Below are 16,421 nucleotides of genomic sequence, written 5' to 3'. Positions count from 1 at the left end.
ATACTAAGAATTTGGATTGTTTATTGAATGGCAAAAGAACCATAAAAAGGTAATTAATGGAAATAAAAAAAGGCATTTTTTTAAAATGCCTTTTTCTATAAAGTAAAATTTCAGTCTAGGAACATAAGCTGGTTAGTACCCAGGGTTCTGCTCTAAGATACCACCACTTTGATCGATAGCGGTTAAAGGTATTGGACACAAATTATATTTATCAACATAGGTTCTAAATCTACCGTAATCCGATTGATTAATGTCTTCGGCTTCATTGGCAATATAGGTGTTGATTACCTCTTCGGCCACACCCCATCTACGTAGATCGAACAAACGATGTCCTTCCATTCCAAGCTCCAAACGTCGTTCAAAACGAACTGCTTTTCTAGCAAAAGCTTGATCGGGGAATGATGCGTAAGGTTCAATTTGATAATTGGCCGCATCTGTATCAGGTATCGGGGCATTATCAGCATCTAGCGCCTGAACATAAGTCATGTTTTTCGCCCTGTTTCGTACTCGGTTGACATATTCTAACGCCACTGGTAAATCAGGGCTGGATTTTTCAACAGCAGCTTCAGCAGCCAGCAAGAGCACATCGGCAAAACGCATAATGTTGTAATTGATACCCGACCATTCAGAGCCCCAACCCCCGATACCTCGGTTGGCATCAACTTCGTCTGCTTGATAAACGTTCTTTTTGGGCAAGTATGGTCCAGAGACATCTGCAAAAGTCGCCCTTATCCATTCTTTTCCAGGATTGTTGCCAAAACCATTATAATCAACGCCTCTTCTAGATACCGTATAATCCAATCGTGGATCTAAAGGTCCTGTATGAAGCGTGAAAGGCTCAGCGCTTTCAATTCCATAATCACTTGCTACATCAGTGTCAGCAAAAGTATCCAATAATGGAAGTCCACTTCCATCGGTTTGATACGCGTTGACCAAATCTTGGGTCGGTTGATAAAAACCACAACAAGTACCTAAAGGACCACCACCTGGAAAGTTCAATGTTCCCGCACCGTTACCATTATAAGAACGACCATCATCAGCAACAAATTCAATGGAAAAAACAGCTTCTGAACTATTTTCACCAGCTAAGTTAAAGTTGTTGACATATTCAGTGTTTAAGGAATATGGACCTTCAGTTACAACCTCATTTAATAAGGTAAAAGCTTCGTCCCATTTTTCTTGATACAAATAGACTTTTCCTAAAAACGCCTTAGCGACCCACGAATTAGTCCGTCCTGTAATAACTTCCGATCCCAGAAGATCGATGGCCGCTTGAAAATCCGCTTCAATTTCAGTCCAGATCGGTCCTGGATTTGGTTGGTTAAACTCTAAATTAACTGCATTCTCAACCGAAATAAATGGAACATTGCCATAAAATTTCTGTAGCTCAAAATTGAAGTAGCCCCTAAGGAATAAAGCTTCTCCCTTTTGTTGACTAAAATCCCCATCAGGTACTTGATCGATTAAAGTCAATACTGCATTCGCCTGGTTTACGCCACCAAAAAGCGCGCTCCATCTTCCCAAAAACCAGCTATTACCGGTTTGCCAATCCAAAATTTCAAGTTGAAATAGTTCGGTATTGTCACCGTCAGTACTTCCCCTATGGGCATCATCAGCAACTACATCAGTCCACCAGTTGTCACCACCTGCAGAAACTCCCTCTCCTAGTCGGTTGACACGTTCCCCGTCCATAGCCGAGTAGGCTGCGGTCAATTTAAGGTCAATACCGGTTGCATTTTGGAGAGCTTCATCTGAAAGCGCTCCTGTTGGAGCGATCTCCGTGAATGTGTCGCTACATGCACCTAGCATCGCACATGTAAGTAAAATTGAAAATATTGTTTTCTTTTTCATTTTTTAAAATTTTAAGTTAACACCTAATGAATAGATTGAGGCTAACGGATAATTATTATCAGATACACCTATGGTAAGGTTATCAATAGAACCATTATTGTTAAATCTTGGTTGTAATTCTGGGTCAACACCAGTATAATCGGTTATAGTGAATAAGTTGGTTCCTTGAATATAGAACCGAACACTATCCATGCCCAACATCTCAGCAACTCTGTCATCAAATGAATAACCGATCTGTAGGTTTTTCAATCGCATATAAGAACCATCTTCTACAAAAAATGAAGTTGCTGTAGTTTCATTGTTGGTAATACTTTGGCTAAGAGCCGGCATTGATGTGTTTTGATTATCGGGTGTCCATGAATCCAAGACCCGTACACTTCTGTTCGCATTGAAAAAACTAGGAAAATCAGTATAAACTCTATCGTTGTTGAAAATTTCATTTCCTTGTGAACCTTGGAAAAATGCTGAAATGTCAAAATTCTTATATCCAGCAGTTAAATTTACGCCATACGTAAAGTCTGGGTGGGGAGAACCTATAAAGGTCCTATCATCATCATCTATGGTACCATCATTGTTGATGTCAGCATATTTTAGTCTACCAACACCATCGGCGGAAGCTGCAAACCCTTGGTCGGGACTTGCGGCAACTTCAGCTTCTGAAGCAAAAATTCCTATAACCTTTCTACCAAAAAATGAGGAAATGGGTTGCCCTTCCTGGGTTCTTGTAACCGCACCTGTATTTCTAAATCCTTCAAACCCTACCTGAAAGGCACTGATCAATTCCGTAACTTCATTTTTATAGGTAGAGAAATTAAGGTCAATACCATATCTAAAGCCAGAATCTAATTCATCTGCAAACCTAAGCGATGCATCAATACCTTTGTTCTGAATAGATCCAAGGTTCACGTAAGGAGCATTTGAGGCTATTGAAGTGGTACTGAACAAACTATTATCTGGATTAATCAAATCTTTTGTATTGATGACAAAATATTCTGCCTCAAGGTTTAATTTGTTATCAAAGAAACCAAGTTCAATACCGAAATTGGTGGTTTCACTGGTCTCCCATTTTAAATTCTCATTACCTGCGGATTGTAAAATAGCCCCTTGTGTCACACCGCCACTGCCTTGGTACCCATAATTCGCATATTGCTCACTTAATACGGAGATATTATAAGTAGGGTTGTCTACCGGTAGTGTTTGGTTACCCAATTGCCCCCAAGATCCTTTCAGTTTCATTCTACTTACAATGCCTTCAGGGAAGAAATTTTCGTCACTGACGATCCAACCTGCACTGAACGATGGGAATACATCACTTTTATTATCTCCTATAAACCTAGAAGATTTATCTTGACGTACCGTAGCGGTCAATAAATATTTACCGGCGTAATTGTAGTTAACTGTACCAAAAACCGAAAACAAAGACGATGCATTGTCATAAGCGTATCCCACGTTCGCGGCACCACCACCATTACTCAATAAATAATACTCAGGAGTTTCAAAGAAGTAATCCGTTCTTGTAATTTCTTTACCTTTTCCTGTTACATTTAGTGCTTCAATACCAGCAAGGGCGCTGATACTGTGCTCGCCAAAAGACTTATTATAGTTTAAAGTATTGTTCCATACCCATTCGTAGGTGTCCTGATCTGCTTCTCTAAGTGTATTCGTAGAAAGTGGTTCGGATGATTCTGGAATTAAAGCTCTAAAACGTCTGTCATTGTAGGCTCTGATTGAACCCCCGATAGAAGTTTTGAACTGTAATCCATCAAGAATATCCAATGTGGCATAGATATCACCGAACACGCGTAATGTTTTATTGAAATCATCCGCCTGGCGATTAGCTTCCGCAACAGGGTTATTCGGGTTGGAAAGCCCTGTATCGTTACTGTAATTTCCCGCATAATTACCATCGTTATCAAATACAGGTACCAATGGGGACATTCGTGTGGCAAAATTGAACCACGATTGACCACCACCTTTTCTGTCGAAGGAAATGTTGGTATGTTCCCCAATCCGTATTCTATCCCCAATCTTGAATTCTGAATTCAATCGAACCGAAGCTCTCTTGTAGCCGGTGGCGATTTGAATCCCTTGACGGTTCAAATAACTTGCAGAAAAAAGGAATTTAGATTTTTCATTTCCATTTTCGAGCGTTATGGAAGCATTTTGTGTAATCGCCGTTCTGTAGATTTCATCTAACCAGTCTGTTCCGCCATTAGGCTTTACCGTTGCGGTCACAGGAACCCTTTGTAACGTTGTTGGTATTACAGGACTCGGCCCATCACCGTACTGTGGGTGCGATGGTGTACCACCATCATTTCTGATACTTTGAAAAATCATTTCACCATGCTGTTGTGTATCTAGCAATTCGGGTAAGTTGGTAGCTGACGAAAAACCGGTATACATATCAAGTGAAACTCTTGCGGTATCCATGTTATACCCCCCGCTCTTGGTGGTAATGATCACAACACCATTGGATGCCCTTGCCCCATAAATGGCTGCAGCACCATCCTTAAGTACGTTCATCTGGTCGATATCGGCAGGGTTGATCGAATTCAAAATGCTGGCATCGTCTGTCTGAACCCCATCAATGATATAAAGTGGATCATTACTGTTCCCAGTACCATACCCTCTTATTCTTACAACGGGAGTTGAGCCTGGGTTGCCATTATTGGTAATAGTAACCCCAGAAACTCTTCCTTGTAATGCTTCTGCGGCATTCACAATAGGAGTTTTGGTAGCTTCTGAAACATCTACAGTCCCTACAGAACCCGTAAGGTCCCCTCTGGTTTGTGTTGAATACCCCGTAACAACAACTTCGTCAAGTTGACTGGTGTCCTGTTCCAAAGTTACATTGATGGTTGTTTGGTCGGCAACCGTTATTTCGGCAGTTCTATAGCCGATATAACTGATGACCAAAACGGCATCACTATCCGCTTCAATGGTAAAGTTACCATCAAAATCGGTTTGTGTACCTTGTGAAGTGCCTTTGATCACGACACTTGCACCGGGTAATGGTCCTGTTTCATCAGAGACCGTTCCGGTAATAATTGATTGGACTGAGTTTTCCAGATCAACCTTTAAAAATGAAGTTTCAGAATTCGCAAATGCCATTTGGGCACAAAAGCAAATCATGATCGATAAAAGTCCAATACCATAAGAGGTACGTGTTCTTTTGGACTTTAACGATTGGAAATCGTTTTTTTGATTCATAATCCTAAAGTTGTTTGTTAGTTTAAATAAAAGTTAGAGTAAAATAATTTAAATCTTAGGCACCAAATATTGAGGGGGCCTTAAAATTTATGCTAAAATTAACAAAAATTTCATGACTATCGATAAATTCACCTGCCGTATTTTGTCAAAATATGATATTATTTATTTTAAAATAGGGGGGGGTAGGATCTCTTTTTGGGGGATGGCTCAAACGTTTTCGTAGTGTTTTTGGGAGCTGAGGGTGATTGTGCGTTTGTTTTGGGGTGATCGAAACATAATTTTAAAAAGAAAACAAACTGAAGCCGTAAACACAAAACCATGGCAATTTTCCTGGAAAGCCATGGTCTATTTTATATTTTTTTGGAAGCCTTGATCAAGGCAAGTTGGTCATTTTTCAGCCGTGTAAAATAAAGGTAGACATCCCCTCCGTCCTTTATCTTATATTTTTTTCGAATCTGCGATACGCTTTCAGGAAAGTTTCTAACGGCAACGTTAGCCTTTGTGCCAACAAAAGATCTGAGTTCTTTTTTGGTATAGGCAAGTACTTTTTCGATGCGAAATACCCGTCCTGGAAATTCCATCAGGTCGTTGGAGGTATATAAATGGGAATGTTCGTGCAACTTTTGAACCGCTAATTTTGCTGTGATGAGTTTAAAGGCGCCCGACTTCAATAAGGCAGCGTTGGGTTCATAGATATAGGAAAGGGGCCATCCTAATTGTGCAATGGTGTCTTTCTCTTCGGAAAGGTCAAAATCAAATTTTTGGGTTTTTGATTCCATTAAGTTTATGGTTTTGACCCTTATTTTTGTTTCTTTTTGTCCTTGTAGTACCCATAGGACTTCCTTAACCTCGTTATTGACGGCCACAATATGTATCTCTTTTACGTGTTCAAGCTGCTTTAATCCAATAGTCAGGTCCAACAGGGGTGAGGTCTTTACTAAGATGCGGTTTGCCTTGTTCAATAGCAGGGAGAGATGCTCGGTTATATTCGGGGTGCAATCTGAAAGTAGAAAAACCTTATTGTTGTTGTCGGAGCGTCGTGAAGGGTCGAGATATAACCAATCAAATTTACGATTCGATTCTTGAAGGAATATCATTCCATCGACAGGATTTACCTGTACATTATCAGCACCTAAAATTCCAAAATTATACGCTGCGATTTCGGATAGGTTTTCATCGATTTCGCAATGGAAAACCGTGCTTGTTTTTTTGCTGAAAAAGTACGCGTCCACACCTAGGCCACCGGTAAGGTCGACCAGCGTTTTTCCACCCACTAATTGTGCCTTGTATTCGGCAGTGATTTCTGATGAACATTGCTCGATATTCATCTTATTGGGGTAATGGATTTTTGGGGTATGGAACCAGGTAGGGAGTTTTTTTTCACACTTTTTTTTGGCTTGGATCTGTTCGGCCAACTCTTGGGGCGAAATATCGGGAAAAGGACTTCCCTTAAGCACGACTGACATGATGTCAGTATTTAAATTATATTGTATAAAATCTTGTACACCAGTATTTAATATATTTTTATTCAAAGTTATACTATAGATTTTTGGTCAAGGATTTTACAATCTTATTTTCAGCTAAAAATTCTTTTAAAATCACCTTTATGGAGGTATAACCCGGTACGGCGATGATCATTCCGGTGATGCCGAACAGCAATCCGCCTATGATGATAACCAAGAAAATTTCAAGGGGATGGGACTTCACGCTATTCGAAAAAATATAAGGCTGGGAAAAGAAATTATCCACCAATTGACCGATGATAAAACCAGCCATTACATAGATGGTTTTTGGTAAGATCACCGAGCTGAAATCGGACCCCAGATTACTGGTCATCGTTAAGGTCATCATGAGGACTCCTCCAATGATCGGACCCACGTACGGAATAAGGTTTAAAAGGGCGCATAAAAAGGCGATTACGATGGCGTTTTCAATACCAAAGACAAAGAGTACAATAGAGTAGATAATGAACAATATCATGATCTGCAAAACCAGTCCCAAGAAATATCTTGAAAGCAGATCCTTGATGGTGTTCATCGATTTCCTTAAACGGCTCTCCTTATTTTCCGGAATGAAGACCATTAACCCCGCCTCGAACAATTTGCTGTCCTTTAAAAAGAAAAATGCGATGAACAATACAGAAAACAGACCTACACTCAGACTTCCCAAGACACTTACAAAGGAATTCAAGAAATTGGGAATAAAACCAAAATCGAGATTGGCAAACATTTTCGATTCTTTTATACCCTCCTCGATTTCAATGGCACTCAATCCAAAATACTCGGTGACCTGTCTATATAGGCTTTCAACATTTGCCTGAAGTGCTTCTATATCCAATAAGGAAAGGTTTTGGCCTTGTGCCACCAATAGGGGAATGAACAAGGCAATAATGCCTGCAATGATGCCGATAAGAAAGATCATGGTTACGATAACGGCCAAGGTGTTGTTGAATTTAAGTCTTTTGCGTAAAAACAAGACGATGGGCCTTCCTAAAAGGGAGGCAACCAAGGCTATGGCCAAATAGGCCAATACCGATTGAATTTTATAAAGGAAGTAGAGTAAGAGTGCAATGCCCGTGAGAATGGCGATTGCCCTTAATATACCATCTGCTATGGTTTTGGCTGTCATTGACTAATTTTTAAAAACATAAGATATGATATTCGCCCCCATTTGCAGCGCTTTTGTGCGCACTGCTTCGGGATCGTTATGTACCGAGGGATCTTCCCAACCATCCCCTAAATCCGATTCATAGGTAAACAAAAGGACCAACCTGCCTTCTTGAACAATGCCAAACGCCTGTGGTCGCTTACCTTCGTGCTCATGTATTTTCGGCAATCCCTCTGGAAATTTATACTCCTGATTAAAAATTGGATGGTCCGCACCAAGTTCTTCCAAAGGGTATTCTGGAAAAACTTTTGCAATCTCCTTGCGCAAATAGGGCGCCATCCCATAGTTGTCATCAATATGCAAAAATCCTCCGGAAAGCAGGTATGTTCTTAAATTATCCGCTTCCTCTTGGGTAAACACCACATTGCCGTGCCCGGTCATATGTACAAAGGGATACTGAAATAGGGATCCATCGCCCACTTCAACCGTTTCGGGCTTTTCATTGAGCTTTGTCCCGATAGTGCTATTGCAATACCGTATTAAATTGGGTAAGGCCGTGGGATTGGCATACCAATCGCCTCCTCCTTTGTATTTTAGGATGGCGATTTCCTGACCGCTTACAAGGCTACTATGGATCATAAAAAAGAGTGTGCCTATAATTTTGAGGTATCCCATTTCTTAAATATACGAAGATGAATTTATCCGTTGTTGATCAAGTTGACGGTCGTACAGGCCACAATGGCCGCCGTTTCCGTACGCAGTCTATTTTGTCCCAATGAGACCGGCAGAAAGCCCTTTTCGTAGGCCTGATCGATCTCGTTACTTGTAAAATCCCCTTCTGGTCCAATCAGGATGGTCACATCCTTGTCAGGCGCTACCCGTCTTTTAAGTTCCATTTTCTCATCCTCCTCACAATGCGCTATGAACAAAAGACCCTCCCTTTCTTGGGCCATGAACTCCTCAAAGGTGGTCATGGGGTTGAGTTTTGGGAGATACGCCTGCATGGATTGTTTCATTGCGGATTGTATCACCTTTTCCATTCGTTCTGGTTTTACGATTTTGCGTTCCGAGCGTTCACAGATGATGGGGGTAATCTCGTCAACACCTATTTCTGTGGCCTTTTCCAAAAACCATTCAAAGCGATCATTGCTTTTTGTAGGGGCTACAACGAGATGAAACCAATACATCCTTCGATGTTTTTTTTTGGTTGCCGTGATCTGTGCCTTACATTTCTTGGCATCGGCAATGATAATCTTCGCTTCGAAAATAGAGCCTTTTCCATTGGTGATCAACAACATGTCATCTACTTTTTTGCGTAAAACCTTTACAATATGGTGACTTTCCTCAGGTGTGAAAACGAATTGGGACGCACTGTTGTCCAATTTTGGGTTATAGAATAATTGCATAATTCCTGATAGTTTCTAGGTTGTTTTTCATCTGTCGCGATGAGTTTTTCATTATAAGCCAAATGTAATCCGCCTTGTACATCGCTGTCGGCAGACCCCTTGCTAAGGTCCATTTCGCAATTTATCCTGGGCATGTTCTAGGCCCAGTTCGATCCAATGCTGCAGCTGTTCCTCGGAATCATAGCCCTTAGCCGAAACATAGACGAATTCTTTCATGGGTCTTTTGGCAAAATCCATGGGCCGTACGTTTTCCATTTTCAGGATGTTATCCATCTTACTGCCGAGTATTCGAACCATAAGGTCATTTTTTACGATACCGACGGTCATTTTGTCCTTGAACAGATAGGCAAGGCCCCCGAACATTTTCTTTTTGGAAATTTGGTCCGCTATTTTTTTTGGAAATACCCCAATGGCAAAATCCAATCTTTTTTCCAAATCCTCATTATAGGCCATACGTTTCCTATTCTATGATATATCTCGCTTTGGCAGTAACATCCTGCGAAGCGAATAGCTGTTGTTGATACTTATGGTGACCCACGATACCGATCATCGCGGCATTATCCGTGCAATACTCAAATTTAGGAATATATGTAGACCAACCATATTTCTTTTCGGCATTTTTCAATGCATTGCGTATTCCAGAATTAGCGGAGACACCTCCTCCGATGGCCACCTGTTTTATTCCGGTTTCCTTTACCGCTTTTTTTAGTTTATCCATTAAAATATTGATGATGGTAAACTGGATTGAAGCACATATGTCATTCCGATTTTCAGTGATAAAGTTGGGATTTTTCTTGGTTTCCTTTTGTATAAAATATAATATGCTGGTTTTCAATCCACTGAAACTAAAATTCAAACCATCGACCTTGGGTTTGGGAAATGTGAATTTCTTAGGATTGCCCAATTGGGCATATTTATCAACCAAGGGTCCACCAGGATAAGGTAGTCCAAGTATTTTGGCACTTTTGTCAAAGGCCTCTCCCACGGCATCATCCAAGGTTTCACCTAAGATTTCCATATCGAAATAATCGTTCACTTTTACGATTTGCGTATGCCCACCACTAATGGTCATTGCCAAAAAGGGAAAGCTTGGTATCCGGCTTTGCCCATCCGATATAAAATGCGCCAGGATATGTGCCTGCATATGGTTGACCTCAATTAATGGAATGTTCAGACCAAGTGCCAAAGACTTGGCAAATGAGGTACCTACCAATAATGAACCCATAAGTCCCGGTCCGCGCGTAAAAGCTATGGCGGATAATAGTTTTTTGTCGATATTTGCGTTCAATAAAGCTTGGTGCACCACAGGAACAATATTTTGCTGGTGTGCCCTAGAGGCAAGTTCGGGAACAACACCCCCATATTCCTCATGTATTTTTTGAGTTGCAACAACATTACTAATGACTTTGTCATTGCATAATACCGCCGCAGAAGTATCATCACAGGACGATTCTATGGCAAGAATATAAATGGTTTCATTTTCCACGCGTTTTGGAATAAAAATTGAAGTACAAAGGTAAAACATAAAAGCCCTATCAGAAAACTGAGAAAAATACTGATTAGAACCTTCTTGGTATTGTTGCTCATCTGTGTATTGGGCACCATCGTACTTTCTATGCCCTTTGTGCAGACGCGATTAGCCAAATATGCAACAAACACAATAAACAAAGAGTTTGGCACCAACATAAATATTGATGAAATTCGGATCTCATTGATTTCTTGGGATGTTGCGATCAAAGGTATCTATATTGAGGATTACCAAAAAGACACTTTATTTTATATCGATGAATTGGGCACATCGATTTTAAGTGTGCGTAATTTGGCCGAGGGCAAACTGCAATTTGGCCATATCGATATCGAAAGGCTCAACTTTAAACTAAAGACTTATAAAGACAGTGCAAGTACCAATTTAGAGGTGTTTATCGATAAACTTGATGATAAGCAGCCACGAAAGCCTGGCACACCACCTTTCTACTTTTCCTCAACCGATGTGAAGATCGCGAATAGTGCCTTTCGGTTGATTGATGAAAACCTTGAGAATGCCGAAACCTTAAACTTCCAGAACCTGAATATTGCATCCCAGGATTTCTTGATTTTAGGCCCCGAAGTTTCCACAGATATTAAAGCCATGTCATTTATTGACAAACGCAAAATCGAGGTAAAAAAACTTGCCACCCACTTTTTGTATACAAAAGAGCAAATGCGTTTTGATACCTTGCATATAGAAACTCCTGGCTCTAAATTGATTGGAAATCTCGTTTTTGATTATGAAAGAAAGGATTTCAAGGATTTTTTGGACAAGGTAAAGGTAACGGCGGAGTTCACCGACTCTAATCTGTCCCTGAATGAAGTAAACTTGCTTTATGATCAATTCGGGAAAGGGAAGACAGTGACGTTCTCGGCAAACATCAATGGGGTCTTGAACGATTTGCAAACCGAAGATCTTTTTTTATATTCTGAAAATACGGGTATACGTGGAAATTTTACCTTTAAGAACCTCTTTACGAAAGAGGCCCCCTTTGTCATGACGGCCCAAATGAAGAATGTAACCAGTACCTATTATGAATTACGGGCATTGATGCCGAATTTCTTAGGCAGTAAATCAATGTCCTCGGCCTTTACAAAGTTCGGTCAGTTTACAGTAAGGGGAGATGCCACGGTAACCGAAAGTTCGGTTTATGCCAAAGTGAACCTAAATACGGCCATAGGTAGTAGCTATGCTGATTTGGAATTGACCGACTTCAACAATATTGAAAATGCAGCGTATCAGGGGTTTGTTTCTTTGATCGATTTTGACCTGGGAAACTTTGTTGACAATAAGAGTCTGGGGAAAACCACCCTTGACTTTAATGTAGAAGGTAAGGGTTTTGTGAAGGATAAGCTGAATACCGAAGTGATCGGGGAAGTCTACTCGATCAATTTCAATAACTATGATTATAAGAACCTTAAGGTTTCCGGAATTCTAAAAGAGCAATTGTTCGATGGGTCGATTTTCAGCAATGATGAGAATTTAAGATTCAATTTTAAAGGATTGGCCGATTTTGGGGAGGACCGCAACAACTTCAATTTCATCGCCAATGTAGAGTATGCCGACCTAAAGAAATTGAACTTCATCAAGGATAGCGTATCCATTTTCAAAGGAAACGTGAATATCGATATTACTGGGAACTCCTTAGACAACATTGTCGGTGACATTAATTTTACTGAGACCATTTTCCAGAATAAGAATGACACCTATTATTTTGATGATTTTAAGGTTTCTTCGACCTTTGAGAATGATACCATTCGAACCATAGATATCAATTCACCCGATATTATTACGGGTTATTTGAAAGGTAATTTCCGAGTGAAGGAATTGGGACAGCTCGTTCAGAATTCGTTGGGAAGTATTTATACCAATTATAAACCTTTTGATATCTCTGAGGGCCAAACACTGACGTTTAACTTTAAGATTTACAACAAGATAGTCGATGTATTCTTCCCCGAGGTCAAGTTTGACCCCAATACGTTTATTCGAGGCAGTATCGTAGCCGACGAGGGCGATTTCAAACTGACCTTCAAATCGCCCAGTATAATCGCTTTTGGCAATGAGGCCGATAATATTGACATAAAGATCGATAATAAGAACCCATTGTTCAACACCTACATATCGGTCGGGGATTTGTCGACGAATTATTATGATGTCAAGGATTTCAACCTGATCAACACTACCTTGAAGGATACCCTGTTCTTTAGGACGGAGTTTAAAGGGGGTAGTGAGTATAACGATAGTTATAACCTTAACTTCTATCATACGTTCAATAAAGAGAACAAGTCGGTCATCGGCCTGAAAACATCGGATATCAGCTTTAAGAACAATACTTGGATTTTAAATCGGGAAGGCAACAATAAGAACAAGGTCATTATCAATAAGACCCTTGATAGTATTGTGATCGAGGAAATTGTGATGAATAACAGCCAATTTGAACAAATTCGCTTAAGGGGGCAATTGGCCGATTCTACCTATAAGGACCTTGAGCTTCAGTTCAAGATCGTTTCGTTGGATAAGATCACCCCGGCCATCGATAGTTTGCGTTTGGAGGGTGAGGTCAATGGTACTTTGAATGTTTTGCAAAAGGATGATGTGTATTTACCTTCATCGAACCTGGGCATAACCGATTTTGCGGTTAACGGGTATAGAATAGGCGATTTATCCATAGGTATTGTGGGGAATCGTGATCTGACCGATTTTGTGGTCAATACCCAAATTACCGATAAGGGGGTCGAAAGGCTTAGTATCATAGGAAATATACAAAACAAGACAGAATTGCCCCAGGCCAATCTTATGGCAAATTTCAATGGATTTGACTTAGCGCCTTTTAGTCCTTTGGGAGAAGGGGTGATAACGAACATTCGGGGTGACTTGTTCGGCAGTGTGAAATTCTCCGGGGATATCAACAATCCTGATTTTAGCGGTTTATTGACTTTAGATAATGCTGGGATTGCAATACCCTATTTAAATGTCGATTATGGCTTCGCTCAAAATTCCCGTGTTCGGCTGTCGAAACAGTCGTTCAATTTTGAACAGATAAACATCACAGATGTAGCCCGAAATACAAAGGCCACCTTAGATGGTTCAATTACCCATAGCTTCTTCAAGAATTGGGTGTTGGATTTGAATGTGGATACGAACAATGGCCGTTTCTTGATTTTGGACACCCCGTTCGAAGAAGAGGTCCTATACTACGGTACGGGGTTTTTAAATGGATCTGGGCGCATTTTTGGATCAACAAAGGCGTTGACCATCAATGTAGATGGGGAAACCGCAGCGGGCACCTCGTTAAAAATACCCTTAAGTGATGTGGCGACGGTCGGGGATTATTCATATATAAAATTCATTGAAAAAGATGAGACCGATTCGGAATCCCTGCAACGGGTATTACAGGAAATCGAGGGATTGGAGATGGAATTCAACCTTGATGTGACTCCGGATGCCGAGGTCGAGATCGTTACCGACCAGAAAACAGGAAGTTCTTTAAAAGGAACGGGTGAGGGACTTCTCTTGATTCGGATCAATACCAAGGATAAGTTTGAGATGTTCGGCGATTTCGTTGTGGTCACTGGGGAGTTCAATTATAAATTCGGGGGGGTGATCAATAAAACATTTAAGGTAAAACCAGGGGGTACCATTGTTTGGGATCGGGATCCACTCTCCGCCGCATTGAATATGGAAGCGGTATATTCGTTGAATGCGAATCCGGCACCATTGCTAGAAAATTCGGGCTATACGCGAAGAATACCAACTGATGTGGTTATTCAGTTGACCGATGAGTTACAGAGTCCCGAAATAGATTTCAGTATCGAGTTTCCAGGTACGAGTTCCATCATCCAATCAGAACTGGAATATAGGCTGCAAGACCCACAAGTTGAGGAGAAAAACGCAATATTTCTATTGGCCCAAGGTACTTTCGTGAATGATCAAAGTGGTATAAATTCCCAAGCTGTGACAGGAAATTTGATTCAGTCGGCCTCCGGATTGCTGAATCAGGTCCTTAGTGGGGGCAATGACAAATTCAATTTGGGACTTTCCTATGAACAGGGAATACAGGATGCCAGCACGGACATAGAAACCGAAAACAGGATCGGGGTAACGGTATCGACCCAGATAAGTGACCGCATACTTCTGAACGGTAAGGTAGGGGTTCCGGTCGGTGGGGCTACCGAAACGGTGGTTGCAGGGGATTTTGAGCTTCAGTTACTATTGAATGAAGAAGGCACCTTAAGTGCTAAATTCTTTAATAGGGAAAATGAGATACAGGCGTTTTTGGGGGATCGCCAAGGCTATACCCAAGGCGCTGGATTATCCTATGAGGTAGATTTCAATAGTTTTAAGGAACTCATGCAAAAAATGTTCAAGGGCAAAGCACTTCGAAATAAGCAATTTGAAAAAGAAACCACGCCCGTTGAGGTGATGGGAAGGGATAGCTTGTTGATGTTCCAGGAAAAACCAAAAGACCTTTGATTTTTTAAACAATTCCCCTTCCGATTGTGCTATTTATTACGCAGCATGGATTAATTGTCACCGAAAACGTTTTAGTCTGTTTATACCTAAGATAATAAGCGTCCATCCAGTTCTTTTTTCGGAATAAGTTTGTTAATTTTGTTGGCTTAATTTGGTTGATGGCGAAAATTAAAAAAATAGGTGTTTTTACTTCTGGTGGGGATTCTCCGGGAATGAATGCCGCTATACGATCTGTTGTAAGAACTTGTGCATATTTGAAAGTTGAATGTGTCGGTATCTATTGGGGATACCAAGGGATGATCGATGGTGATTTTGAGCTCATGGATGCGAGAAGTGTCCACAACATAATCAATAAGGGAGGTACAATTCTAAAATCTACCAGATGCAAAGAATTTAGGACAACCGAAGGCCGTAAGAAAGCGTACGAACAACTTAAGGCAGCTGATATCGATGCATTTGTGGTTATTGGGGGTGATGGTAGTTTTACCGGTGCCATGATTTTTAGCCAGGAATTCGGTTTCCCCTTTATCGGAATTCCCGGTACCATAGACAATGATATCTTTGGTACAACGTTCACTTTGGGTTTTGACACGGCTTTGAATACGGTGGTTGAAGCGATAGATAAAATTCGGGATACAGCTAGTTCCCACAATAGATTGTTCTTTGTTGAAGTTATGGGGCGTGATGTAGGCCATATAGCATTAAATGCCGGAGTAGGTGCAGGTGCCGAGGAAATATTAATACCGGAAGAAAACCTAGGTCGTGAACGCTTATTGGATTCTTTAAAAAGAAGTAGGACGTCTGGTAAATCTTCAAGTATTGTTGTTGTAGCCGAGGGTGACAAGACCGGTAAGAATGTTTTTGAACTCAAGGACTATGTTGAGGAAAATTTTCCGGATTATGATGTTCGTGTATCTGTTTTAGGACATATGCAGCGTGGCGGTGCACCTTCGTGTTATGACCGGGTTTTGGCAAGTAGAATGGGTGTAAAGTCCGTGGAGGCCTTATTGGAAGGCCAAACCAACCTTATGGTAGGGGTTCAGGATAACCAACTTATTCTTACGCCAATAAACAAGGCCATAAAGGGCCATACAAAAATTGATAGGGAACTAATTAGGGTTTCAGAAATAATGTCAACATAAATTTAATTTAAATAAGTAAAAAATGTCAAAATTAAAAATTGGTATTAACGGTTTTGGTAGAATCGGAAGATTGGTTTTCCGTGAATCAACCAAAAGAGAAGGAGTAGAAGTTGTTGCAATAAATGATTTGTTGGATGTAGAACATTTGGCGTATTTATTGCAGTACGATTCTGTTCATGGTAAATTTGATGGTACTGTCAAAGT

Annotated in this window: 11 protein-coding genes; 3 read left to right on the top strand and 8 right to left on the bottom strand. The window is 40.7% G+C overall.

What is annotated here, in order from left to right; all coding sequences use genetic code 11:
- Positions 1 to 132: 132 nt before the first annotated feature.
- The 8 genes from WBM98_RS04035 to tsaD all read right to left on the bottom strand — a co-directional run bounded on the left by WBM98_RS04035 (position 133) and on the right by tsaD (position 10,599).
- Entirely contained in the window at positions 133 to 1,851 is a 1,719-nt protein-coding gene (locus WBM98_RS04035) for a RagB/SusD family nutrient uptake outer membrane protein (protein WP_424364741.1), read from the bottom strand.
- 3 nt (positions 1,852 to 1,854) lie between these two features.
- Entirely contained in the window at positions 1,855 to 5,061 is a 3,207-nt protein-coding gene (locus WBM98_RS04030; RefSeq protein WP_424364740.1) for a SusC/RagA family TonB-linked outer membrane protein, read from the bottom strand.
- A 350-nt stretch (positions 5,062 to 5,411) separates the two neighbouring features.
- Positions 5,412 to 6,527: a THUMP-like domain-containing protein gene (locus WBM98_RS04025; RefSeq protein WP_424364739.1), complete on the bottom strand. Its 1,116-nt coding sequence runs from the start codon at positions 6,525 to 6,527 to the stop codon at positions 5,412 to 5,414.
- 73 nt (positions 6,528 to 6,600) lie between these two features.
- The gene (locus WBM98_RS04020; protein WP_424364738.1) at positions 6,601 to 7,689 is read right to left on the bottom strand and encodes an AI-2E family transporter; all 1,089 of its coding nucleotides are present in this window, start codon (positions 7,687 to 7,689) and stop codon (positions 6,601 to 6,603) included.
- 3 nt (positions 7,690 to 7,692) lie between these two features.
- Positions 7,693 to 8,343, bottom strand: a complete 651-nt coding sequence (locus WBM98_RS04015; protein ID WP_424364737.1) for a DUF4159 domain-containing protein — start codon at positions 8,341 to 8,343, stop codon at positions 7,693 to 7,695.
- A gap of 23 nt (positions 8,344 to 8,366) precedes the next feature.
- Positions 8,367 to 9,074: a 16S rRNA (uracil(1498)-N(3))-methyltransferase gene (locus WBM98_RS04010; protein ID WP_424364736.1), complete on the bottom strand. Its 708-nt coding sequence runs from the start codon at positions 9,072 to 9,074 to the stop codon at positions 8,367 to 8,369.
- A gap of 102 nt (positions 9,075 to 9,176) precedes the next feature.
- Positions 9,177 to 9,527, bottom strand: coding sequence for a TfoX/Sxy family protein (locus WBM98_RS04005; RefSeq protein ID WP_424364735.1), 351 nt, complete (start codon positions 9,525 to 9,527; stop codon positions 9,177 to 9,179).
- Positions 9,528 to 9,534: 7 nt separating this feature from the next.
- Positions 9,535 to 10,599, bottom strand: coding sequence for a tRNA (adenosine(37)-N6)-threonylcarbamoyltransferase complex transferase subunit TsaD (gene tsaD / locus WBM98_RS04000; protein WP_424364734.1), 1,065 nt, complete (start codon positions 10,597 to 10,599; stop codon positions 9,535 to 9,537).
- Between the two features lie 90 nt (positions 10,600 to 10,689).
- On the opposite strand from tsaD, the gene WBM98_RS03995 reads away from it, so the two are divergent.
- The 3 genes from WBM98_RS03995 to WBM98_RS03985 all read left to right on the top strand — a co-directional run.
- Entirely contained in the window at positions 10,690 to 15,075 is a 4,386-nt protein-coding gene (locus WBM98_RS03995) for a translocation/assembly module TamB domain-containing protein (protein WP_424364752.1), read from the top strand.
- Between the two features lie 155 nt (positions 15,076 to 15,230).
- Entirely contained in the window at positions 15,231 to 16,217 is a 987-nt protein-coding gene (gene pfkA, locus WBM98_RS03990) for a 6-phosphofructokinase (protein WP_424364733.1), read from the top strand.
- 22 nt (positions 16,218 to 16,239) lie between these two features.
- Positions 16,240 to 16,421: glyceraldehyde 3-phosphate dehydrogenase NAD-binding domain-containing protein (locus WBM98_RS03985; RefSeq protein WP_424364732.1), on the top strand; the 182-nt coding region annotated here is incomplete at its 3' end.

Source organism: Maribacter sp., from assembly GCF_049667165.1.
Taxonomy (GTDB): Bacteria; Bacteroidota; Bacteroidia; order Flavobacteriales; family Flavobacteriaceae; genus Maribacter_A.
Note: the sequence above shows the minus strand (reverse complement) of the source record. Positions and strands in the feature narration are given on the sequence as shown.

What these genes read in the sequence shown, in the direction of transcription:
- WBM98_RS04035 (WP_424364741.1), bottom strand. Translation starts at nt 1,851, where the DNA reads ATGAAAAAGAAAACAATATTTTCAATTTTACTTACATGTGCGATGCTA.
- WBM98_RS04030 (WP_424364740.1), bottom strand. Translation starts at nt 5,061, where the DNA reads ATGAATCAAAAAAACGATTTCCAATCGTTAAAGTCCAAAAGAACACGT.
- WBM98_RS04025 (WP_424364739.1), bottom strand. Translation starts at nt 6,527, where the DNA reads ATGTCAGTCGTGCTTAAGGGAAGTCCTTTTCCCGATATTTCGCCCCAA.
- WBM98_RS04020 (WP_424364738.1), bottom strand. Translation starts at nt 7,689, where the DNA reads ATGACAGCCAAAACCATAGCAGATGGTATATTAAGGGCAATCGCCATT.
- WBM98_RS04015 (WP_424364737.1), bottom strand. Translation starts at nt 8,343, where the DNA reads ATGGGATACCTCAAAATTATAGGCACACTCTTTTTTATGATCCATAGT.
- WBM98_RS04010 (WP_424364736.1), bottom strand. Translation starts at nt 9,074, where the DNA reads ATGCAATTATTCTATAACCCAAAATTGGACAACAGTGCGTCCCAATTC.
- WBM98_RS04005 (WP_424364735.1), bottom strand. Translation starts at nt 9,527, where the DNA reads ATGGCCTATAATGAGGATTTGGAAAAAAGATTGGATTTTGCCATTGGG.
- tsaD (WP_424364734.1), bottom strand. Translation starts at nt 10,599, where the DNA reads ATGTTTTACCTTTGTACTTCAATTTTTATTCCAAAACGCGTGGAAAAT.
- WBM98_RS03995 (WP_424364752.1), top strand. Translation starts at nt 10,690, where the DNA reads ATGCCCTTTGTGCAGACGCGATTAGCCAAATATGCAACAAACACAATA.